This window comes from Streptomyces sp. NPDC014656 (assembly GCF_043084305.1).
Classification (GTDB): Bacteria; Actinomycetota; Actinomycetes; order Streptomycetales; family Streptomycetaceae; genus Streptomyces.
Genome location: NZ_JBIBZN010000005.1, coordinates 183,860 through 205,271, shown reverse-complemented (window position 1 = coordinate 205,271; position 21,412 = coordinate 183,860). Strand labels below are relative to the sequence as shown.

The window sequence follows — 21,412 nt, the reverse complement described above, 5'->3', positions numbered from 1 at the left end:
CGCGCACCACTGCCCGAGCAGGAGGCCACGATGGCCGAAGCCCTCGACCTGAACCGATATGCCGGCCACCTGATCCGGCGTGCCGAGCAGATCCACACCTCGCTGTGGAGCCGGCACGTCTCCGAGACCGTCACGTCCCAGCAGTTCGCCGTGCTCAACGCCCTCAGAGACCGAGCGGGAATCGACCAGCGCACGGTGGCCCGGCTGACCTCGCTGGACAGGTCGACGACGCATCACATCGTGCGGCGGCTGACCGAGCAGAACCTCATCAGCCGGGTACGGGACGAGACGGACCGGCGACGGACCCTCCTCGCCCTGACAGCAGGGGGCAGGATGCTGCACGCCTCCCTCGCGCCCTCCGCGGAGAAGATCAACGACGAGCTGCTCTCCGTCTTCCCCGAAGAACGGCGGGCCGAGGCCATGCACGTCCTGGCCCGACTCTCACAGCGGGAACCGGTCCGCACACGTGAGACGTTCTGAGGTGCCGCGGCGGAACGACCGCGCGGCTCCGAGGCCGATGCCGCAGTCATGCCGTCGGTCGGCGCGATCGGCTATCGGCTATCGGCTATCGGCTGCGGGACCTGCGCGTCTGACCGTCCGGAGAGGGGGGTCAGCTCTTCTGCGAGGTGACGTGCGCGATCAGCAGGGCGGCGAGCAGAGCCCACGGCAGGTGCGTCGGTCCCGCCGTGGCGTAGGTGGTGGCGGCGAGCGCGCAGGCGGTCACGAGGAAGGTGGCCAGGCCCCGGCCTGTGGTCAGGAAGGCCCATGCCTGGCGCGCGCTGCCCGGTCGCCTCGTCTCCGTCACGGTCGTGCGGATCACGAGGGCCGCCACGACGACGGCGCAGCCCAGGAGCGCGGGGCCGTATCCGCTCTCGGTCACCGGCTGCCGCTGGGGTGGGCGCCGCTCTCGACCTGGTAGCAGTCGGGGATGCCGTCGCCGTCGTCGTCGCGGTTCTCGGCCTCGTAGAGCTGTTTGTAGAGGCGGTTGCGGCGGCGCAGGAGGAGGGCGGCGAGGGCGGCGGCGGTGAGGGAGCCGATGAGGACGGCGGCCTTGACGTGTTCGGCCTGGGCCGGGTCGGGGAAGGCGAGTTCGCCGATGAGGAGGGCGACGGTGAAGCCGATGCCGGCGAGGGTGGCGAGGCCGAGGACGTCGGCCCAGGCGAGGTCGGGGTTGAGCTCGGCTCTGGTGAAGCGGGCGGCGAGGTAGGTGCCGAGGAAGATGCCGAGGATCTTGCCGACGACGAGGCCGATGAGGACGGCGAGGGGTTCGGGGTCGGTGAAGACGTGCCGGAGGGCGTCGCCGGAGACGCTGACGCCGGCGGCGAAGAGGGCGAAGAGGGGGACGGCGACGCCGGCGGAGAAGGGGTGGACGAGGTGGGAGACCCGCCCGCCCGGTGATGCTTCCTCTCCCTTGTCGCGGGTGGTGCGCAGGATGAGGCCCATGGCGACGCCGGCGACGGTGGCGTGGACGCCGGAGTTGTACATCAGCGCCCAGATCGCGATGCCGAGCGGCACGTACCACCACCAGCCGCGGACCCGGAAGCGCTGGAGGACGTAGAAGAGGACCAAGCCGGCGACTGCCCCGCCGAGCGCCCAGAAGTTCAGGTCGGAGGTGAAGAAGATCGCGATGATGAGGATGGCGCCGAGGTCGTCGACGACCGCGAGGGTGAGCAGGAAGGCGCGCAGGGCGGAGGGGAGGTGGGTGCTGATGACGGCGAGGACGGCGAGGGCGAAGGCGATGTCGGTCGCCATCGGCACGGCCCATCCCTCCGGCGAGCCGCCGCCCGCCCTCGCGGTGAGCACGTAGAGGGCGGCGGGGACGGCCATGCCGCACAGGGCGGCGACGACGGGCAGCGCGGCGGTGGCGGGGGTGCGCAGTTCGCCGACGACGAGTTCGCGCTTGAGCTCGATGCCGGCGACGAGGAAGAAGACGGCGAGCAGTCCGTCGGCGGTCCAGTGGCCCACCGAGAGGTCGAGACCGAGGGCGGGTATGCCGAAGTGGAAGTCCCGCACGGCCTCGTAGGCGCCGCTCCACGGGCTGTTCGCCCAGACCAGCGCCACCACGGCCGCTGCCAGGAGTACGAGTCCGCCGACGGTCTCGGTACGCAGGGCTTCGGCGACCGCTTGGCGTTCGGGCCAGGGAAGGAGTCCGAAGACGGTCTTGCGAGGGCGTGCCTGGGTCATGGGAGAGCCCTCCGGGGCATGTCGGCGAGTGGGCGCACGGGCCCTCGGACGCCGACCAGACTTCCCGGCACACCAGCATCGTGAATCTTGATGCGTTCTTCACAGCCTATCGGCAGGCCGTGGCGCTCACCAGGGCGTCCTGTGGCTGGTGGCCGGACAAGGGGTGAGGGTGCCCGTGTCCACCAAGGCGCGAGGTGGACACGGGCACCCTCGGGAGCCGGGCCGCCGGGGGGCGGTCAGACGGTGGTCTTCACCGGCTCCTGGTCGGTGTCCTCGCCGGAGTCGAGGCCGGCGTCGCGGCGCTTGGCGAAGGCGAGGAAGGAGTTCAGCTCCCGCTTGACGACGGGGGCGAGGAGGTACAGGCCGATGATGTTGATGACGGCGAGCATGAAGAGCACGGCGTCGGCCATGTCGATCAGGGTCTGCAGGGTGAGCAGCGAGCCGGCGACGGCGAAGACGGTGTAGACGACCTTGTAGGTGATCTCGCTGGCGCGGCTGCGGCCGAAGAGGTGGGTCCACGCCTTGAGGCCGTAGTAGCCCCAGGTCAGCACGGTGGAGATCGCGAACAGCATGACGGCGATGGTCAGGATGTACGGGAACCAGGGCAGGACGGTGCCGAAGGCGTCGGAGGTGATGGTGACGCCTCCGATGGAGTCGCCGCCGTTGCGGACCTCGACGTAGCTGGCGGGGTTGGCGATGACGATGGTCAGCGCCGTCATGGTGCAGATGACGACGGTGTCGATGAAGGGCTCCAGGAGGGCGACCAGGCCCTCGCTGGCGGGGTGCTTGGTCTTGACCGCGGAGTGGGCGATCGGGGCGGAGCCCAGGCCGGCCTCGTTGGAGAAGGCGGCCCGCTTGAAGCCGATGATCAGCGCGCCGAGGACGCCGCCGGCGACGCCCTGCGGGTTGAAGGCACCCTCGATGATCGTGGAGACGGCGGCGGGGACGGCCGTGACGTTGACGGCGATGACCACGAGGCAGGCGGCGATGTAGATGCCGGCCATGGCGGGGACGAGCTTGCTGGTGACGGAGGCGATGGAGCGGATGCCGCCGAGGAGCACGATGCCGACGAGCGCGGCGATGAGGACGCCGAAGAACAGGGCGCCCGCCGAGGAGCCCATCATCCCGTCCTCGCCGCCGGTGACGGAGACGAGCTGGGCGTAGGACTGGTTGACCTGGAAGAGGTTGCCGCCGAAGAGGCCGAAGAACAGGACCATGAAGGAGGCGAGGACCGCGAGGACCTTGCCGAGGGTCTTGCCGTTCTTGCCGAAGCGCTCCGCGAGGCCCTTGGGCAGGTAGTGCATCGGCCCGCCGGAGACGGTGCCGTCGGCGTGCACCTCGCGGTACTTCACGCCGAGGGTGACCTCGACGAACTTGGTGGCCATGCCGAGCAGGCCGCACAGGATCATCCAGAAGGTGGCGCCGGGGCCGCCGATGGAGACGGCGACGGCGACACCGGCGATGTTGCCGAGGCCGACGGTGCCGGAGACGGCGGCGGTCAGGGCCTGGAAGTGGTTGACCTCGCCGGCCGATCCCTTCTCGTCGTACTTGCCGCGCACCACGTCCACGGCGAGCCGGAACTTGCGCAGCTGGACGAAGCCGAACCACCCGGTGAAGACGAGGCCCGCGACGACGAGCCAGGCGACGATGAGCGGGAGCTGGGTGCCGGCGACGGGCACGGAGTAGAAGACGACCTCGCCGAGCCAGGTGGCTATCGGCTCGAAGAATCCGCTGACGGCTTCGTCGACGGATTGGGTGAAGGAATCGAGTGACACGGTGGGGACCTCAGGTGCGCAGGACCGGCGTGCGGGAGGCGTGCCGGTGTGGGGGTGCGGTCTGTGAGCGAACGCCGTTGTCCGATCGGCGAGCGGGTGAGCGGTCTCCGCGGACTCGGAGCGTGATCACCTCGGTCGTACGTCCGGGTCTCGCCCGGCGCTCCCCGAGGGTGGCGAGGGGTGGTGCCACCTGCGGAGTTGCGCATTCCTAACACAGACCACACACCTTTACCTGTGGCGCAGATCACACAACCGTCAGTTACGCGGGGAACCGCCAGTAACCGTGACGCGACCGTTATCCGGACACCGCGATCCGTTCAGGGGACATGTATTTCTGCACGTCAGCAGCGTGCAGGGGGTGAGCACCTGTTGCTCACCCCGGCTCGCGGAGCGTTCCCGTCGCGTGGATCAGCGCGGGGCGGGAGGGGACGGAGCGGTGACGGCGTCCTCGCCGGCGTCGTTCGCGCGCGGGAGCTCCCGGCGTTCGGCGGCGCCTCCCGGCATCCGGTGGAGGCGGAACGAGCCGGGCTTCTCCGCCTCCTCAGCCGCTCTCCTTGCCGTCCCGCGCGTGCGACGCCCGTCCGGGGACGAAGGGAAGCGTGTCGGCGTCGGCCTCGGCGGCGTCGGCGAGTGCCTCGGCGGCGGCTTCCGCCGCCTTCGCCGCGTCGTCCGCGGCCTCGGTCGCGGCCCTGTCGTCGGCGGACGTCTCCCGGGTCGCCGGGGACCGGGGCAGCGCCTCGTCGAAGGCGCGCGACACGCCTTGGAGCGCGGCGGTGACCTCGCCGGGGATCACCCAGAAGGTGCTGCCGGCCCCCTGGGCGAGCTGGGGCAGCGTCTGCAGGTACTGGTAGGCGAGGAGTCCCGGGTCGGGGTCGTTGCGGTGCACGGCCTGGAAGACCTCGTCGATCGCGCGGGACTGCCCCTCCGCCTTCAGGATCTCGGCGGTGCGGTTGCCCTCCGCCCGCAGGACCGCGGCCTGCTTGTCCCCCTCCGCCGTGAGGATCTGAGACTGCCGCTGCCCCTCCGCGCCCAGGATCGCCGCACGCTTGTCCCGCTCGGCGCGCATCTGCTTCTCCATCGCGTCCTTGATGGACTGCGGAGGGTCGATGGCCTTGATCTCCACCCGGTTCACCCGCAGCCCCCACTTGCCGGTGGCGTCGTCGAGCACGCCGCGCAGCTGGCTGTTGATGGTGTCGCGGGAGGTCAGGGTCTTCTCCAGGTCCATCGAGCCCACGACGTTGCGCAGGGTGGTGACCGTGAGCTGTTCGACGCCCTGGAGGAAGTCCGCGATCTCGTAGGCGGCGGCTCGCGGGTCGGTGACCTGGAAGTACAGGACGGTGTCGATCTCGACGACGAGGTTGTCCTCGGTGATGACCGGCTGCGGCTTGAAGGAGACCACCTGTTCCCGCAGGTCGATGACCGGGTAGACCCGGTCGACGTAGGGGATGACGAGGTTGAGCCCCGGCCTCAGGGTGCGCCGGTAGCGGCCCAGGCGTTCGACGTTGCGGGCGCGGGCCTGCGGCACGATGCGTACCGCCCTGATGACGGTGAACACGGCGAGCGCCGCGAGGATCAGACCGGCGACGAGCACTCCGGACACGTCCATGGCTCTCACTCCCTGGGGTAGACGACGGCCGTTGCTCCGTCGATCTCCATGACGTCGACGGTCGCGCCCGGAGGGATCACCAGCGCCTCGTCGTAGGCGCGCGCCGTCCACTCCTCGCCGCCGATCCGGACCCGGCCGCCCGCCCCCGTCACCTCCGACACGACCCGGGCGGGCCGCCCCACCAGCGCGTCCACCCCGAAGGTCGCGGCCGGGGGGCCGCCCAGGCGGCGCACCACCACGGGGCGTACGAACAGCAGGCTGAGGGAGGCCAGGGCGGCGAAGACCACGAACTGCAGCGGGGCCGGAACGCCCAGGGCGGCGGTTCCCGCCGTGACGGCGGCAGCGGCGCCGAGGATGCCGAGCGCGGCGGTGAGGGTGAAGATCTCCGCCACGGCCAGCGCCCCCGCGACGATCAACCAGACGAGCCAAGGATCCATGACGCGCTCCTGGCGGTGTGCGGCCCTGTGAGGGGTTCACCAGGGTGGCACCCTTTGTGACGGTTTACCCCGGCTGGTGCCGCCGCACGCCTGGCCGCGCCGTCTCGCCGTGCTCAGCGGACGCCGCCGTGCCGGCGGCCGACGCCGCGTGCCGTCCGGCGGGGCGGGCGAGGAGGTGGCGGGGGTCGGTCGCCCGGGTGATCGCCGTTTCCACCGCGGCGATGCGGTCGGCGAGCAGGCCGAGGGCGGCGACCGCCCGGGACAGGGGGTCGTCGGAGGTGCCGCCCAGGGCCCGGGTGCGGGCGTGGACGGCGGTGATCTCGGCCCATCGGGCGGCCTGTGCCGGGGTGAGCGTGCCGCGGAGCCCGGCGAGTTTGAGGAGGTTGGCCTCGGCGTCGGTGGTGAGGGTCTGCGCCTCGGCGGTGTAGTGGTCGTCGACGAGGGCGGCGAGCTCGGCGTCGTTCATGGCGGGCGAGACGCGGGCCGCGATCTTGTTCATGGTGCGGTACGAGCCCTGGAGCCGGAAGGGCGGTTCGGTGCGGGCCTCGTCGGAGCGGGCGGCGGAGGCGATGTACTCGGCGTTGACGGCCAGGACGGTCTCGCGCGCGGTCAGCAGGTGCCGGAGGACGGCGAGGACCTGGTCGAGCTCGACCGGGGCGTAGGGGTGGGCGAGACGGTCACGGCGCGCGGTCGGGTCCCCCGCCGCGAGGCGGACGAGCAGTTCCACGTCCGCGCGCTCCCGGCCGGCGAGCGGGGCGAGGACGGGGTTCGAGGTGAGGGCGTTCTCGACGAAGCTGAAGGCGAAGGCCTCCTCCTTCCCGGTGAGGACGTCGCCGAGGTTCCACACGTCGGCGCGGTTGGCGAGCATGTCGGGGACGCGGAAGGCGTGCCCGGACTCCGTGTACGGGTTGCCGGCCATGCAGACGGCGAAGCGCTTGCCGCGCAGGTCGTGGCCGTCGAGCGTCCGGGTGGTGTCGCACAGGGGGATGAACTTCTGCAGGAACTCCGGCGAGCAGTGCTGGATGTCGTCGAGGTACAGCAGGACGTTGTTGCCCGCGGCGAGGGCGAAGGCGACCTTCTCCAGTTCCCGGCGGGCGGCGGCGTCGGGGGCCTCGGCGGGGTCGAGGGTGAGCGTGCGCGGTCCGAGCGCCGGGCCGTCGACCTTGACGAGGAGCAGGCCGAGGCGGTCGGCGACGTACTCGACGAGCGTGGTCTTCCCGTATCCGGGCGGGGACAGGAGCAGCAGCAGGCCGTGGGAGTCGCCGCGCTTGCCGTCGCCCGCGGCGCCGAGCTGCTTGGCGAGGTTGTCTCCGACGAGCGGGAGGTAGACGTCGTCGACGAGCCGGTTGCGGACGAAGGAGGGCATGACCCGGGGCCGGTACTCGTCCAGGCGGAGCCGGGCGCGCTCCGCGTCGACGAGGTCCCGGCGGCGCTGCTGGTAGGCGCGGTGGGCGGGTACGTCGACGGCGGCGAAGGCGGCCGTCCTCGTGAGGAACTCGTCGAGGCGGATGTCCAGGGTGCGGTCCGTCAGCCTCGGATGGCCGCCGAGGAGGCCGGTGACCTTCGCCGTGGCCGTGCCCGGCCCTTCGTAGCGCTCGAGACCCGGGGACAGCTCGACGGCGACCGCCTCGGCGAGCACGTCCGCGTCGAGGTCGTCGCCGGACGCGGACGCATAGGCCGTGAGCCAGGCTTCGACGTGCTGCCGGCGTGCGCCGGGCGTGGTGAGGGCGGCGAGGGAGTCGTCGTACCCGGAGGGGCCGACGGCGTGGCGGAACTTCTCCAGGAGCGCGCGGACCGGGGCGGACACGACGAACCCGGCCGGTTCGGCGGCGAGTTCCTCGACGAGGTACGCGGCGGCGCCCGGATCTCCGAGCGCCTCGGACAGGTCCCGTCGCAGTCCGTCGAGGACCGCCCCGGAGCCGAAGAGGTCGCGGGCCCGGGTGAGGGAGGTCGCCCGCTCGGCCCACTGGACGCGGTCCTCGGCGGTCGCGGCGTGGGCCCAGTGGAGCTGGGCGGCCGCGCGCGCCCGGCCCGGGTGTCTCAGCAGTCCCGCCGTCCCGTGGACGCCGAGGAGCGCCTCCAGGATGAGCGCCGCGTCATGGTCGTGGACGCCCCGCTCGTACCCTTCGTCGTAGGCGTCCTCCGCCGCCCGCCGGGCGAGGGCGTGGAGGTCCTCGCCGGCCAGGCGGTCGGCGCCGTGCTCGGCGAGGAGGCGGGCGGCCAGGTGCTCGGAGCGGTAGACCTCCGGGGACTCGGAGGGCAGGGGGCGGTTCCAGAAGCGGCGGGTGTCGGAGAGGGCCGGGTCGGTGACGGGCACCCGGTAGTCCGTGCCGGTCAGGGCGAGGACCAGGGTGTCCCCGGACGGGACGACGGTGAGTTCGGCCGTCCGGCGGTTGACGGCGAAGCGGTGCCGGCCGAGCCGGATCGTGTCCCCTCCGTCGGAGTACAGGTCGGTGCGGTCCCGCAGCGCGCGTCCGGCCTCCTGGCGGGTGGCGGCGAGCCGGCTCTCCAGTTCCTCCGCCCGCGTCCCGTCCCCGAGGCCCCGCAGGGCGGCGGCGGTGCGCCTGACCTTGACGACCATCGGGTCGGACGCGAAGTACGCGTGGACCTCGTCCCGGTCCTTCAGGGTCGCGGAACGGCGGGCGACCGACTCCAGCACCCTCCCGGCCGAGTCGGCGAGCCGCTCGGCCTTCCGGGCGCGGGCGTCCTGGAGGGACTGCCTGCGCGCCGAAAGGGCTTCGTGGATCTCCGCGCGCTTCTCGGCCAGCTCGTCGAGGAGTCCCTCGGACTCGGAGAACCGCGCCTCCAGGTTCTCCAGCTGGACCATCAGACGGCCCAGTTGGTCGTCACACGCCTCGGGGGTGCCGGCCGCGGCGAGGGCGCCGGCGACCGTCTGGCCGAGCAGCGCGAGTTCGGCCGCGAACTCGGCGGCGCCCTCCCGTTCGAGGAGTTCGGCGCGCCGGGTGGTGAGGACGGCCCGGGCGCGGTTCAGGGCGCCGAGGACGTCGGCGATCCGGGCGAGGATCGAGGTGCGGACGGTGGCGTCCGCGATGTCGAGGCCGGTGATGATCTCGCTGAGGGCCCTCAGGGAAAGGGTCTGTTCGCCGATGCGGTCACCGACGGGGCCGGCGTCGGCGGCGGTGGCCAACTCCCCCGCCCGTGCGGTGAGTTCTTCGGCCTCCGCGTGCTGGGGGGCGAAGGCGTCGTCACGGCCGAGGAAGAGCACGGCCCGTCCGGCGGCCGAGACGATGTCGTCCTCGATCCGGGCCGCCAGGGACTCGATCGCCCCGGCGTCCGCGTACCGCATCTCCTTGAGCGTCACCACGTGGCCCTGGGCCTGGCGCAGTTCGGTGATGCGGGAGATCCATTCCTCCGCTGTGGCGGGGGCTTCGCCGTGGATCCGCCGCGACAGCCGGGCGGCCCCCTCGGCGGCCTCCGCGAGGGCCTCCGCCGCCTGACGGGTGAGGGTGGTGACGGTCTCGAACTCGTCGAGGACCTGCGTGAGGGTGTCGAGCAGTCCGGTCAGCGGGGTACGGAGGTCTCCGGCCGCCGGGTCCCCCAGCCAGTGGTGGACGTCGCCCGCACGGACGCAGGCGGCGAGGAGCGCCCCGTACACCTCGCCGGCCGGCGTCGGCTCGGTGGCCTGCCGGGAGATCGCCAGGCAGTCGGAGATCCCCCGGACGAGATCGGCGTTGCCGATCCGCCCCAGGGGCCCGTCACCGGTGGGCGTCGCACGGACGTCGGAGAGATAAGGGGTCCGCCAGACCTGCGCCTGGTGGACGCGCCCGGGCTCGCCGCTGTCGTCGCGCAGGAGCAGCATCGTCCCGTCGTCGAGCAGCGCGTGGCCGCGACCGGCGAGAGGAGTGGTGACCTCCTTGCGGATCAGGTTGTACGGGAGGAGCAGGACACGCCCCTCGGCCTGGTCCTGGAAGACGTACAGGAGGTCCTCCCCGTTGGGGGAACGGATCACCTGGTCGAAGGCGAGTCCCGAGGTGTCGGCGTCGAAGGTCTTCACGGTGCCGGTGGCGAGGCAGTAGCCGCCGGGGAACACGAGGCCGGCGTCCTCGGGCAGGCGCAGGCACGCCTGCTCCAGGCCGTCGAGGCGGGCGACCGTCCCCGTGAGGGTGTTGAAGACGAGGTGCCGCCGGACCTCTTCCTTGTAGGGGCGTACCCGCACGAGGAGGAGCGGGCCGACGGTCGCGTGGGCGACCTCCGCGTCGGCCAGGGACTGCAGCGGCTCCTCGACCGGTTCGGCGTGGACGCCCTCGGCGGTCTCGGTGTCGTTCTCCGTCTTGAGGGTCAGGACCCCGCCGACCGTGGAGACGAAGAGGCGGCCGCCGCCGACCGCGACGTGCGGGAAGCGGCCGGGCACGTGGTCCTCGCGGCCGGCCTCGACCCAGTCGACCTCCTGGGAGGCGGGCAGGACGTGGTCGCGTTCGCCCTGGGCGTCGAGGAACCGCGGCGCGCCGGAGGGACCGGTCGACCAGCGCAGGACCCGCAGGTCCCCCGGCTTCTCCCCCACCTGGAAGACGGCGAGCAGACGGCCCTCCACGCGGCGCAGCCTCAGCAGGCGGGTGCCCCGGAAGTAGCGGTGCAGGGCCGCGAATTCCCGGCGGAAGCCGGGGTCGTCGAGGAGGCCGGGGACGGCGTCCTCGGGCAGCGGGTTCAGGTCCCGGTCGTACAGGGTGAAGACGTCGGCGACCGCGGGCCCCGAGCCGTCCGGGGCCGCGGTGTGGCGGCCGAGGAGGAGCAGGTCCTCCCCGACGGCGACCGCGTCCCGGGGCACGGAGGCGTGCTCGGTCCGGAGGCTTCCCGTACGGATGAGGGTCAGCTCTCCCGATCCGAACTCCGCGATCCGCGCGGCGTTCAGGGCCTCGGCGCGCCGGGCGAGTTCGCCGGCCTGGGCGGTGAGGCGGTCACGCAGCACCGCGTACGTGTCCCGGTCGATTCCGGTGCTCATCCTCGTCTGCTCCCTGTACCGTGATGGTGGACGGGTCCGGCGCCGGTGACTCCCCCGTTCGCCGGCACCGGACCCGTTCTGACCGCACCCCCGTGGGCGGTCAGTTCGTGGCCGCGCCGTTCAGCGCGGCGGTCTCCGCCGGTACGGCGCCCTGCGCGGGCGCCTCCAGCAGGCCGGAGTTCATGACCTTGGCGAGGAGCGCGGAGACGCTCAGGTTCTGCACGTCGGCCGTGGACAGGGATCCGAGCACCTTGGTGAGGTCCTCGGTGAAGGAGCCCTCGCCGTTCAGCCAGGAGCCTGCCAGCGCCTGAGCCGTCCTGGAGTGGTCGACGAAGCCGTCCACGGACTTGCCCAGCGCGATGGACTGCACGAGCCGGTCGAGGAAGACGGACTCGCCGCCGACGATGTTGATGTCCGCGTTCTCCAGACCGGTGGCCAGGACGGTGGCCTGCGCCTCGGCGACCTGGCGCTGGACCTCGAGTCCGGCGAGCCGGATGTCCTTCTCTGCCTCCAGGCGGAGCCGGTACTCCTCGTGGGTGCGGGACGCCTCGTCGAAGGCGGCGACGGCGATGGCCTTCTGGTTGAGGCCCTCCGCCTCCGCCTTCAGCTTCTCGCCGATCGCGGTGGCCTCGGCGAGCGCCTTGGCCCGCAGGCCCTCGGCCTCGGCGCGCAGCCGGGCCTCGGTGGCGTCCGCCTCGGCGCGGCCGGCCTTCTCGATGGCGTCGGCCTCCTTCTCGCGGACCTGGACGGCGGCGAGTCCCTCGGCGGCGGCCTCGGCCTGGATGCCCTCGGCGAGCCGGATCTTGGCGCGGGCGTCCATGTCGGCGGCCTTGTGGCGGGCCTCGGCCAGGGTCAGCTCCTCGGCGGCCCGGTGGACCGCGGCCTGCTCGGCCGCCTCGGCGGCCTTGATGTCCTTGACCAGCTTCTCCTGGGCCTCCGCCTCCGCGGCGATGACCAGGGCCTGGCGCTCGCGCTCGGCCTCCTCCACGGTCCGCAGCCGCTTGATGGACTCCTCCTGCTCGGCCACGGTCCGGTCGACGGCGACCCGCTCGCGGATGACCTCGGCGATGTCCCGGCGCTCGGCCTCGACCTCCTTCTCGGCCGCGATCCGGGTCAGCTCGGTCTCCCGGTCGCGGGCGATGACCTCCAGGAGGCGGTCCTTCTCGATCCGCTCGTTCTCGACCGCGATGACCCGCTCGCGGTTCTTCTGCGCGACGACGACCTCGCGGGCCTGGTTCTCCCGCTGGACGCCGAGCTGCTCCTCGGTACGCAGGAAGGCGCTCTGCGCCCGCAGCCGCTCCTCCTCGACGACCTTCGCCGTCTCCGCCTCCTCGCGGGCCCGGACGGTCTCGATCTCGCGCTTCTGCTTGATCTCCGCGTCCGCCTGGCGGCGCTCCAGTTCCAGGATCGCCTCGCGGGCGTCGACGTTCTGCCGCGTGATCTCCTTCTGCTCGTGCTGCCGCAGCTCGTTGGTGCGGACGTTCTCGGCGGCGGTGAGTTCGGTGATCTTGCGGATGCCCTGGGCGTCGAGGATGTTGCCGGCGTCGAGCTGAGTGAGCGGGGTCTGCTCCAGGTAGTCGATGGCGGCGTCCTCCAGGCTGTAGCCGTTGAGGTCGATGCCGATCAACTCGATGATGCGGAAGCGGAGTTCCTCGCGCTTGGTGTACAGGTCGGTGAAGTCCATCTGCTTGCCGACCGACTTGAGCGCCTCGGAGAACTTCGCGTTGAACAGCTCCTGGAGCGTGGCCTGGTCGCTGGCGCGGGCGGTGCCGATGGCCTGGGCGACCTTGATGACGTCCTCGACGGTCTTGTTGACCCGGACGAAGAACGAGATGCGGATGTCGGCGCGGATGTTGTCCCGGCAGATCAGTCCGTCCCGCCCGGTCCGGGAGATCTCGATGGTCTTCACCGAGATGTCCATGACCTCGGCCTTGTGGAGCACGGGCAGGACCACCTGCCCGGTGAAGGTGACGTCGACCTTGCGCATCTTGGAGACGATCAGCGCTTTGCCCTGTTCCACCTTGCGGAACAGTCTGCCGACCATGAAGAGCGCCGCGACGGCGACGAGCAGGGCAACGGCGACGAGTACGCCGATGCCCGAGGTGATGGCATCCATGAGAGAGAACCCCGTGTCGATCGAAGAAGAGGACGTACCGGCTCAGACGGAGGTACGGGCGGAATCCGGTTCGGGCGCGGCACTGTCGGCGGCGCCCCGGCGCGGGCCGGCGGACGGCATCCGCCGACGCCGGCCGAACAGCCGCTTCGCGAGCAGCCAGGACAGCGACAGGGCCACCGGAAGCAGGGCCACGGACAGCGACAGCCTCACGGCCCCGGCCAGCCCTGCCCGTTCCAGCACGACCATGCCGATCAGGTCGAGCACCCATCCGGTGGCGATCGCGACGGACGCGACCACCGCGACCGGGACGCCGAACCCCAGCGCCGCCGCATCAGCGTCGAAGGCGTCCGGAGTGACGGCACGACAGAGCACCAGAACCCAGAATCCGATCACTGCGGCGACGGCGGCCGTCAGAACCAGGGCAGGGAATCCGACGGCCGCTCCGACGAACTCATCCATTGCGCCTCCCCCGAGGTCCCTGCCGGATACCGGCATCAGCGCTGCAACGCCTCCGGCCCTGGCAGCATTGTGACGGGCCGGCAGCGGATGGCGCATTGCCGAGAACCGGCAATCTTGACGGCTCCTTAATGCCGGGTCACCGATCGGGGCGCCCCCACCTCGCCATGGCTCCTGGTTCCGGTGGGGCCCGTGCTCAGAAGTCCTTCTTGGGCCAGCCGAGCAGGCGGGCCCCGATCACGGCGGTCTGGAGGGTGTAGCGGCTCGCGGGGTCGGCGGGGTCGGTGCCGGTCAGCCGGTGGATGCGTTCCAGGCGGTAACTGACGGCCCGGACGGACAGGTTCAGATCGTGGGCCGTCTTGGTGGTCACGCACCCGCTGTCGAAGTACGCGGTGAGGGTGTCGAGGAGCGGTTCGGCGCCTCCGCGGGAGGAGCGCAGGGGGCCGAGCGTGCTGCGGACGAGGTCCTCCATGGCCTGCCGGTCACGGGTGAGGACGGGATAGACGAGGAGGTCGACGGCGTGCAGGACGGGCGCGTCGAGACCGAGGCGGTCGGCGAGGTCGAGGGCGCCGAGCGCCTCCTCGTAGGAGTGCACGACGCCCCTGGGCCCGGGCTGGGGCCGGCCGATCGCCGCTTGTCCTCCGCCGGTGGCGGCGAACGCCTGCTTGGCGAAATGGGCGAGGACCTCGGGCTGGTCGCCGGGCGCGACGCAGACCATCCGGCCGCCCTTCGTCGTCAGGAGGACGTGCCGGTCACCGAACCTTCCGATCAGCGCCCGCTCGACCTGCTGCGGCACCGGATCCGCCTCCGTGTACGCCTTCGGTCCGCGCGCGACGGCGACCGCGTGCGCCTGGGACAGGCGCAGCCCGAAGCGCTCCGCCCGCTCCGCCGTCCGGCCCAGGTCGCTGCGTCCGTACAGCAGGTCGTCGATGAACTCCCGGCGCTCGGCCTCCTCCTGGCGGACGGCGAGCCGCTGGGCCCGTTCGAACCCCGTCGAGAAGGCGTCGACGGACTGTTCGACCGCGGCGAGCAGGTCCAGGGCGGTCCGTCGGTTCAGCGCCTGCTCCGGCCAGGCGGTCCTGACCGCGGCCAGATGGCCGCCGATGAGCTCCCGCAGGGTGTGTCCCTCGCGGGCGGCCCTCTCACCCGCTTCCCGGTTCCGTTCGATCTCCTCTTTGTTCAGGCGTCTTCCGGTGGCCGCCACCTCCGCGAACAGCGTCGCGTACTCGGATGCGCCGTCGTCTGTCATTTCCCGCCCCGTTTCCTTTCCGTCCCCGCCGGTCCGAACCGCTGAGGACGTCGTAGAGGATGAACAGGCCGACGGCCGTGCCCATCAGCCCCAGCCCGATGTAGGCGCACGTGGCACGCACGCCGGAAGAAGCACCCGCCACGCGGGGAATTTCGTTGACCAGGACACCCGCGTACACGCACAGCCCGGTGAGGCCGAGCAGAGACACCGGGCCCCGTGAACCGCGCGGGAAACACGGCCGCCGGCCGGTCAGGACGGCAACGCTCGGAACGAGGATCACCACAGCGCCACCGGCGAGGAGCCCCCAGCTCCGCGGATCGCTCACGCGGCCGCACCCGGACTCACACGTCGCCGGCGTCGCCGGTCCACCTCGTACGTCCCGAGCAGCGCCGTGGCCGCGTTCAGCGGGAACGCGACGGCCTCGGCGACAGCGGTGACGCCCCAGGCGCGGCCCGCGCTCGCGACGAGCGCGGCGCACAGCAGCAGGGAGGGAAGCGCGCGCCGCCACCGAGGCAGCTCGGTCATCCGCCCCACCCGCACGCAGAGCACGACGTTGAAGGCCAGGAAGGCGAGGGCGAGCAGGGCGATCGGAAGCAGGGCGAGGGGCACGGCCGGGCTCTTTCGGGGCAGGCGGAAGACTGTGCCGACCAGACTTCCCGGCTCACCGGCGCACGATCCTAGTCCAGGGCAGCTCGGGGAAGGCCTCCACCGTCCTGGTCCCGCCGGTCACGACGATGTTGTCACCCGCCGCGACGACCCTCTCCGCGGTCGCGGAGGTGAAGTCCTCGCCGGCGCGCTTGACGCCGACGACCGTCACGCCTTCCGGGACGGGGCGCCTCCTCCCCGAGGAAGCACCCGCACGCGCGGCCGCTCTCGTCGCCGTCCCCCTCCTCCCTCGCCGCTACGGCATGAAGAGCGCGTAAAGACTGCCGAAGTCCGGCAGTGAACGCGCGTCCGGTTCGCGCCACGATGCCAGGAGCTGAGCAAGCAGGGCCGGCGCACCATGCTCGCGGTCTACGGCCTCATCGCGGCCGGCGGTGGTGCCGTGACGCTCGTCCTCGGGAAACTGCACGACTGGGCGGGCCGACCGTGACGGGCGGCTCGCGGCGCGGCGGGCACTGTGCGAGCGGGCGGCCGCGCGCGCGGGCCGCCCTCCTCGGGACCGGCGGGCTGATCGCCCTCGCCGCCGGTACCGCGCTCCCGCCGCGGGGAGGTCCCGGAGTCCAGGTGCCGGCGGCACCGGCCGCGACGACGTTCCCGGCCCGCACGCGCCCCCGTCGTCGTACGGCGGAACGCCCGAGGTGAATGATCAGACAGTCACGCGTCGAGTCACGGGGGTGGGAACATGGTCGCGGTGCCGAGTCAGGGGCGGCTGCCGTCGGGTGCCATCGGGCACATGGTGGTCTGTGGAGACGACGGGCTCGCACGTCGGCTCGCGGTGGAGCTGCGCGAGGTGTACCGCCGACGGGTGATCCTCGTGGTCCCCGCCGACGGGGCCGAGGAGCCGACGGCCGCTCAAAGCGCGGCAGCGCCCGACGCCGCGAGCGGCGCCGCCGTCCTTCCCGTGCACGTGCAGACCGCCCCGTCCCCCACGACAGCGGCACTCCTCCGTGCCGGCGTGGACGGGGCCGCCTCGCTGGCCCTGTTGTACGAGGACGACGAGACGAACCTGCGGGCCGCGCTCGCCGCGCGCCGGCTCAACCCGGGACTGCGCCTGGTCGTCCGCATGTACAACCGCAAGCTCGGCCACCACTTGGAGGAACTGCTCGACCAGGCCGCCCTCCTGGCCGCGTCCGGCGGCGACCGCACCGTCCTGGACGCGTCCACGACCGTCCTTTCCGACGCGGACACCGCCGCGCCCGCGCTCGTGGCCACCGCCGTCGCCGACACCAACAAGGTCGTCCAGGCCGACGGGCTCCTGCTGCGCGCCGCCGAACGCCCGGTGCCCGGCCGGGGCGAAGTGCCCGACCCGGGCCTGTGCACGCTGGCCCTGCTCTCCTCGACCACCAGCGACCCCGTCGGCAGCGAGGGTTCGGACGCGAGCGGCGCGCAGGGTCCGGAGCTGCTGCCCGACGACCGGGCCGTCCGGGGCTCGGCGGGCCGTGGCACCGTCGTCCTCGAAGCCGTCCGGCGCGCGGGGCCCGCCCTGCCGCCGCGTCGGCTCGCCCGGCGCGGCGCCCCGCTCGGCGAGGTGTTCTCCACCCGCCTGCGCTGGTCACTCGCGGGGATCGTCGCCGCGGTGCTCGCCCTCACGGCCACCACGGCGGCGCTGACCGACGCCGACCCCGTCCACGCCGCGTACCTGACCTTGCTCGACCTGTTCTCGATCAACGACCCCGCCTTGGAGGACTCCTCGACCCGGCAGGTCCTCCAGCTGCTCTCCGGCCTGGTCGGCCTCGCCCTGCTCCCCCTCCTCGTCGCCGGCGCCCTGGAAGCACTGGGCACGTTCCGCGCGACCGGCGCGTTGCGGCGCCCGCCCCGGGGCCTGTCCGGGCACATCGTGCTCCTCGGCCTCGGCAAGATCGGCGCCCGTGTCCTCGCCAGGCTGCGGGAACTCGACATCCCCGTCGTCTGCGTCGAGCAGGACCCCGACGCCCGCGGCATCCCGCTCGCGCGCGACCTGGGCGTGCCCGTGGTCCTCGGGGACGTCACCGAGGACGGTGTGCTCGACGCCGCCCGCGTCCACCGGGCCGACGCCCTGCTCGCCCTGACCAGTTCCGACACCACCAACCTGGAGGCGACCCTCGCCGCCCGCAGCCTCAAGAACGACCTCCGCGTCGCACTGCGGCTGTACGACGACGACTTCGCCGCCGCCGTCTACCGCACCCTGCGCTCCGCCCACCCGGACGCCGTCACCCGCAGTCGCAGCGTCACCCACCTCGCCGCGCCCGCGTTCGCGGGGGCCATGATGGGCCGTCAGGTACTCGGCGCGATCTCGGTCGAACGCAAGGTCCTCCTCTTCGCGGCCCTCCTCGTCGCCGGACACCCGCAGCTCGAAGGCCGCACCGTCGCCGAGGCCTTCCGCCCCGGCGCCTGGCGCGTCCTCGCCCTCGACACCGCCCAGCCCGAATCCCGCTCCCCCGACCTCGCCAACACCGGCCACGACGGTGACCACCAGTCCCTCCTCTGGGACCTCCACCCCGGCCACGTCCTCCATCCCGGTGACCGCGTCGTGGTCGCCGCCACCCGCCGCGGGCTGGCCGAACTCCTCGGGGACCCGTCGGACGGCCGCTCGGCGGCCACCGGGTCCCGGTAGCGGCGCCTGCGAACGCCGCCGCGTCCTTCGGGCGTCCCCGGACCGGGAAACCCGTCGCGGCGGCGGGCACGCGGTCACCGGGAACCCGCGGTGACACCCCCGCGCACGGGCGCACTCGTCCAGGTCTCCGGGGCGTCGGACAGTCCCGAGGGGCCGTCTCCGCCGGGCGCTCCAGGGGAGATTCGCGAGAGACGGATGAGCACGGCGACCGCGGATCGCGAAGCGGACGCCACCCGTCCGCCCCCTCGGCCGGCCGGCACCCGGCCGTCGGTGGGCTTCGGCCGGGACCTGAAGCGCGTCAGCCTTTCGGGAGTCCTCATTCAGCGCCTCGGCCGAGGCGGCGCATGAGCCCCGCGGCGTCCTGCTCACGAAGGCGTCGTGGCCGTCACCGCTCCCGGCGGCCGGCTCGGGCCGGGAGGGCTCCGGCCGGGTGGGCGTGCCGGCCTCGCGGGAGTGCGGATCCCGTGCCGGGTCGCCGATGGCCGCCGCGCGGTGACGTGTCCGCCCCCGCGCGGCGAAGGCCCCCGGCGGGATCGGCTGCCGGGGGCCGGGTGACGGGCCCGTCCCCGTCAGCGGGCGGCGTACGGCAACAGGGCCATCTCGCGCGCGTTCTTGATGGCGGTGGCCAGGGCTCGCTGCTGCTGGGCGGTCACGCGGGTGACGCGCCGGCTGCGGATCTTGCCCCGGTCGGAGATGAACTTCCGCAGCAGGTCGGTGTCCTTGTAGTCGATGTACGTGATCCCGGCCGCGTCGAGCGGGTTGGGGCGGGACTTCACGGGCTTTCGGGGGTCCTGGCGGCGAGCCATGACGGCTTCTCCTTCGAGTGAACGTTTCCGTGGCGGTCGTACCGGCCGCGAGGGGCGGGCCGGGGTCAGGCGGCGTCGAGCAGGGAGTCGAACGCGGCGGGCAGGCGTTTCCAGGAGTCGGGCCCGGAGGCGTACTCGGCGTCCGTCAACAGGCAGGATTCGAGGAGTCGTTCCAGTCCGTCGCGGTCGAGGCCCGGCGAGGTGAAGACGAGGTGCTGGCAGCGGTCTCCGTGCTCGGGGTGCCAGTCGAGCGCGGCCGCCGCCCGCCGCACGGGAGGGACCAGCTCCCAGGCCGCGTCCGGCAGGGACGCCAGCCAGGGGCCTGCGTTCTCGACGCAGAGCGCTCCGCCGGCCGCCTCCCAGGCGAGCAGGGTGTCCGGGCGGTCGGCGAGCCAGAACCGGCCGCGACTGCGCGCGGCGGCGCAGCACAGGTCCTCCAGGGCCCGGTGGAGGCGTTCGGGATGGAAGGGGCGGTGGCGGCGCCACACGAGCGTGGTGACCCCGGCCTCGTCGGCTTCCTGCGGAAGCAGCGCGCACGCGGGGTGCTGCGCGGCCGCGGCGGCCTCGACGTCGAAGCCCGCGAGCGCGGCGCGGGCGAGTTCGGCGGAGGCGGCCGGTACGCGCCGTGCGGTGGGGTGCAGCTGCGCGAGGAGAGCGTGGTCCTCGTCGTCGGCTTCGTCGCTGTCGACGACGGCGAGGACGGGGGCGTACTCCAGCTGCCGGGCCCAGGTGTCACCGACGGTCCGCTGGTCCGTGGGGGCCGCCGCGAGACCGGCTTCGGCCAGGTCGTCGCCGTTGGCGAGGTACGGCAGGACGAGCGCCGGGTCCACGGCGGTGATGACGCCGGTCAGGGCGAGCCGGTCGCCGCCGTGCCCGGCGATCACCTCGGCCATGGCCTTCGGTTCGACCGAGTCCCACAGTTCCACCACGGCGAGAGGGGTCGGCCCGCCGTCCGCCAGCCGCTTCAACTCCGGTACCAGGTCCTCGCGCAGGGCGCAGCAGGCGCAGTCGTCGACCAGCGGCGCGTCACCCCGGGAAAGGGTGCCGGAGGCGTCGCGGACGAGGCGGAGGACCGTCCCGTCCGGGGCGTCGGCGAGGTCGTGGTGGAGCGCCACGCTGCCGGGGACGGTCTCCAGGAGGCGATCGACGACCTCGCGCCTGGCGTCGGCGTGGAGGCCGGCCACGATCACGACCGGGAGCCGGTGCTGACGGGCCATCAGCGGGATCCGTAGCGGCGCTGGAACTTCTCGACGCGGCCGGCGGTGTCGAGGACACGGGCGGTGCCGGTGTAGAAGGGGTGGCTCGCGGAGGAGATCTCCACGTCGACCACGGGGTAGGTGTTGCCGTCCTCCCACTCGACCGTCTTGTCGCTGGTCATCGTGGAGCGGGTGAGGAACGCGGTGCCGGAGGCGGAGTCGCGGAAGACGACCGGCTCGTAGGCGGGGTGGATCCCGGGCTTCATGGCGGGGCCTTTCTGGAGGGGCGGGGACAGGGGGCGGAGGGGTCGGCCCTCTTCGCGGGGGTCGACGTGGCGGCCGGCGGCCGGGCCGTGCTCGCGGAGGGCGGGCCGGCCGGGGCCGTCGCGCCGGTTCTCGCGGGTGACGGGGGTGGACCCGGCGCCCGCGGCGGAGCGGGGACGGGTCACCGGGCGGAGTTCGCCGTGCGCCGTGGAGCTAGTATATGGGAATGGTTTTCATTCCCATATACTAGCCCCTCCTCCAGAGAAAGGCGGCAGCGTCCATGTCGGCCCACTGCCAACTGACCGGCGCCCGGCCGGGCTTCGGCAACACCATTTCCCACTCGCACCGGCGCACCTCCCGGCGCTTCGACCCGAACATCCAGCGCAAGCGCTACTGGCTGCCCAGCGAGGGGCGGCACGTGCGCCTCACCCTGAGCGCCAGGGCGATCAAGACGGTGGACGCGATCGGGGTCGAGGCCGCCGTGGCCCGGATCCGCGCCCGGGGAGGGAAGGTCTGATGGCGAAGAAGAGCAAGATCGCGCAGAACGAGAAGCGCAAGGAGACCGTCAGGCGGTACGCCGCCCGGCGGGCGGAACTCAAGGAGATCGTCCGGCGCCCGTCCTCGACGGGAGCCGAGCGGGAGGCCGCCCTCGCGGAACTGCGCCGGCAGCCGCGCGACGCCAGCGCCACCCGCGTGCGCAACCGCGACAGCGTCGACGGCCGGCCCCGTGGCTACCTCCGCAGGTTCGGACTCTCCCGCGTCCGGGCGCGGCAGCAGGCGCACGCGGGATTCCTGCCGGGAGTGACCAAGTCCTCCTGGTGAGGGCGAGGTGCGCCCCCGACGGCACTCCCGCCGGGGGCGCGCGCCCCGAATTGATAATGAGACCCGTTTTCATATAGCCTCGCCGAACCGTCACCCAGACCGAGGAGCCCCCATGGCCGTCCCCAAGCGGAAGATGTCCCGCAGCAACACCCGCCACCGCCGCGCCCAGTGGAAGGCCACCACGCCCCAGCTGGTGCCCGTCACCGTCGACGGCGTCGTCCACCGGGTCCCCCAGCGCCTCGTGAAGGCGTACGAGCGCGGCCTCCTCCGCCCCGAAGGCTGAGC

At 72.8% G+C, this 21,412-nt stretch carries 19 protein-coding genes; 5 read left to right on the top strand and 14 right to left on the bottom strand.

Annotation, left to right across the window (positions count from 1 at the left end):
* Positions 1-30: 30 nt before the first annotated feature.
* On the top strand, positions 31-480 hold the full coding sequence (locus ACF1ED_RS14330; RefSeq protein WP_391760103.1) for a MarR family winged helix-turn-helix transcriptional regulator: 450 nt from the start codon (positions 31-33) through the stop codon (positions 478-480).
* A gap of 130 nt (positions 481-610) precedes the next feature.
* On the opposite strand, the gene ACF1ED_RS14325 is transcribed toward ACF1ED_RS14330, so the two are convergent.
* The 11 genes from ACF1ED_RS14325 to ACF1ED_RS14275 form a co-directional block, all read right to left on the bottom strand.
* The gene (locus ACF1ED_RS14325; RefSeq protein ID WP_391760101.1) at positions 611-880 is read right to left on the bottom strand and encodes a hypothetical protein; all 270 of its coding nucleotides are present in this window, start codon (positions 878-880) and stop codon (positions 611-613) included.
* On the bottom strand, positions 877-2,184 hold the full coding sequence (nhaA, locus tag ACF1ED_RS14320; RefSeq protein WP_391760099.1) for a Na+/H+ antiporter NhaA: 1,308 nt from the start codon (positions 2,182-2,184) through the stop codon (positions 877-879). Before nhaA ends, ACF1ED_RS14325 begins: the two co-directional genes overlap by 4 nt.
* Before the next feature lie 236 nt (positions 2,185-2,420).
* Positions 2,421-3,959, bottom strand: coding sequence for an alanine/glycine:cation symporter family protein (locus ACF1ED_RS14315; RefSeq protein ID WP_391760097.1), 1,539 nt, complete (start codon positions 3,957-3,959; stop codon positions 2,421-2,423).
* A gap of 541 nt (positions 3,960-4,500) precedes the next feature.
* Entirely contained in the window at positions 4,501-5,565 is a 1,065-nt protein-coding gene (locus ACF1ED_RS14310; RefSeq protein ID WP_391760095.1) for an SPFH domain-containing protein, read from the bottom strand.
* A gap of 5 nt (positions 5,566-5,570) precedes the next feature.
* The gene (locus tag ACF1ED_RS14305; RefSeq protein WP_391760094.1) at positions 5,571-6,002 is read right to left on the bottom strand and encodes an NfeD family protein; all 432 of its coding nucleotides are present in this window, start codon (positions 6,000-6,002) and stop codon (positions 5,571-5,573) included.
* Positions 6,003-6,066: 64 nt separating this feature from the next.
* Entirely contained in the window at positions 6,067-10,962 is a 4,896-nt protein-coding gene (locus ACF1ED_RS14300; protein ID WP_391760092.1) for a DNA repair ATPase, read from the bottom strand.
* Between the two features lie 100 nt (positions 10,963-11,062).
* Complete coding sequence (locus ACF1ED_RS14295; protein ID WP_391760090.1) at positions 11,063-13,078, bottom strand: SPFH domain-containing protein; 2,016 nt, start codon at positions 13,076-13,078, stop codon at positions 11,063-11,065.
* 42 nt (positions 13,079-13,120) lie between these two features.
* On the bottom strand, positions 13,121-13,537 hold the full coding sequence (locus tag ACF1ED_RS14290) for a hypothetical protein (RefSeq protein ID WP_391760088.1): 417 nt from the start codon (positions 13,535-13,537) through the stop codon (positions 13,121-13,123).
* 193 nt (positions 13,538-13,730) lie between these two features.
* The gene (locus ACF1ED_RS14285; RefSeq protein WP_391760086.1) at positions 13,731-14,783 is read right to left on the bottom strand and encodes a PucR family transcriptional regulator; all 1,053 of its coding nucleotides are present in this window, start codon (positions 14,781-14,783) and stop codon (positions 13,731-13,733) included.
* A gap of 321 nt (positions 14,784-15,104) precedes the next feature.
* Positions 15,105-15,392, bottom strand: a complete 288-nt coding sequence (locus tag ACF1ED_RS14280) for a hypothetical protein (RefSeq protein ID WP_391760084.1) — start codon at positions 15,390-15,392, stop codon at positions 15,105-15,107.
* A 52-nt stretch (positions 15,393-15,444) separates the two neighbouring features.
* Positions 15,445-15,600 (bottom strand): hypothetical protein, encoded by a 156-nt coding sequence (locus ACF1ED_RS14275; protein WP_391760082.1) that lies wholly within the window; start codon positions 15,598-15,600, stop codon positions 15,445-15,447.
* A gap of 579 nt (positions 15,601-16,179) precedes the next feature.
* On the opposite strand from ACF1ED_RS14275, the gene ACF1ED_RS14270 reads away from it, so the two are divergent.
* Entirely contained in the window at positions 16,180-18,039 is a 1,860-nt protein-coding gene (locus tag ACF1ED_RS14270) for an NAD-binding protein (RefSeq protein ID WP_391760714.1), read from the top strand.
* A 569-nt stretch (positions 18,040-18,608) separates the two neighbouring features.
* On the opposite strand, the gene rpsR is transcribed toward ACF1ED_RS14270, so the two are convergent.
* From rpsR to ACF1ED_RS14255, 3 genes are all read right to left on the bottom strand, one after another.
* The gene (rpsR, locus tag ACF1ED_RS14265) at positions 18,609-18,845 is read right to left on the bottom strand and encodes a 30S ribosomal protein S18 (protein WP_391760080.1); all 237 of its coding nucleotides are present in this window, start codon (positions 18,843-18,845) and stop codon (positions 18,609-18,611) included.
* Between the two features lie 65 nt (positions 18,846-18,910).
* Positions 18,911-20,062, bottom strand: a complete 1,152-nt coding sequence (locus ACF1ED_RS14260) for a CobW family GTP-binding protein (RefSeq protein WP_391760078.1) — start codon at positions 20,060-20,062, stop codon at positions 18,911-18,913.
* Positions 20,062-20,307 (bottom strand): type B 50S ribosomal protein L31, encoded by a 246-nt coding sequence (locus tag ACF1ED_RS14255; RefSeq protein WP_391760712.1) that lies wholly within the window; start codon positions 20,305-20,307, stop codon positions 20,062-20,064. Before ACF1ED_RS14255 ends, ACF1ED_RS14260 begins: the two co-directional genes overlap by 1 nt.
* 278 nt (positions 20,308-20,585) lie before the next feature.
* Here ACF1ED_RS14255 and rpmB point away from each other — a divergent pair, with 278 nt between their 5' ends.
* From rpmB to rpmF, 3 genes are all read left to right on the top strand, one after another.
* On the top strand, positions 20,586-20,822 hold the full coding sequence (gene rpmB, locus ACF1ED_RS14250) for a 50S ribosomal protein L28 (protein WP_391760076.1): 237 nt from the start codon (positions 20,586-20,588) through the stop codon (positions 20,820-20,822).
* Positions 20,822-21,127 carry a 30S ribosomal protein S14 gene (gene rpsN, locus ACF1ED_RS14245; protein ID WP_391760074.1) on the top strand — a complete coding sequence of 102 codons (306 nt, stop codon included), beginning with the start codon at positions 20,822-20,824 and terminating at the stop codon, positions 21,125-21,127. Before rpmB ends, rpsN begins: the two co-directional genes overlap by 1 nt.
* A 112-nt stretch (positions 21,128-21,239) precedes the next feature.
* On the top strand, positions 21,240-21,410 hold the full coding sequence (rpmF, locus tag ACF1ED_RS14240) for a 50S ribosomal protein L32 (RefSeq protein WP_362571254.1): 171 nt from the start codon (positions 21,240-21,242) through the stop codon (positions 21,408-21,410).
* The last annotated feature ends 2 nt before the right edge of the window (positions 21,411-21,412 follow it).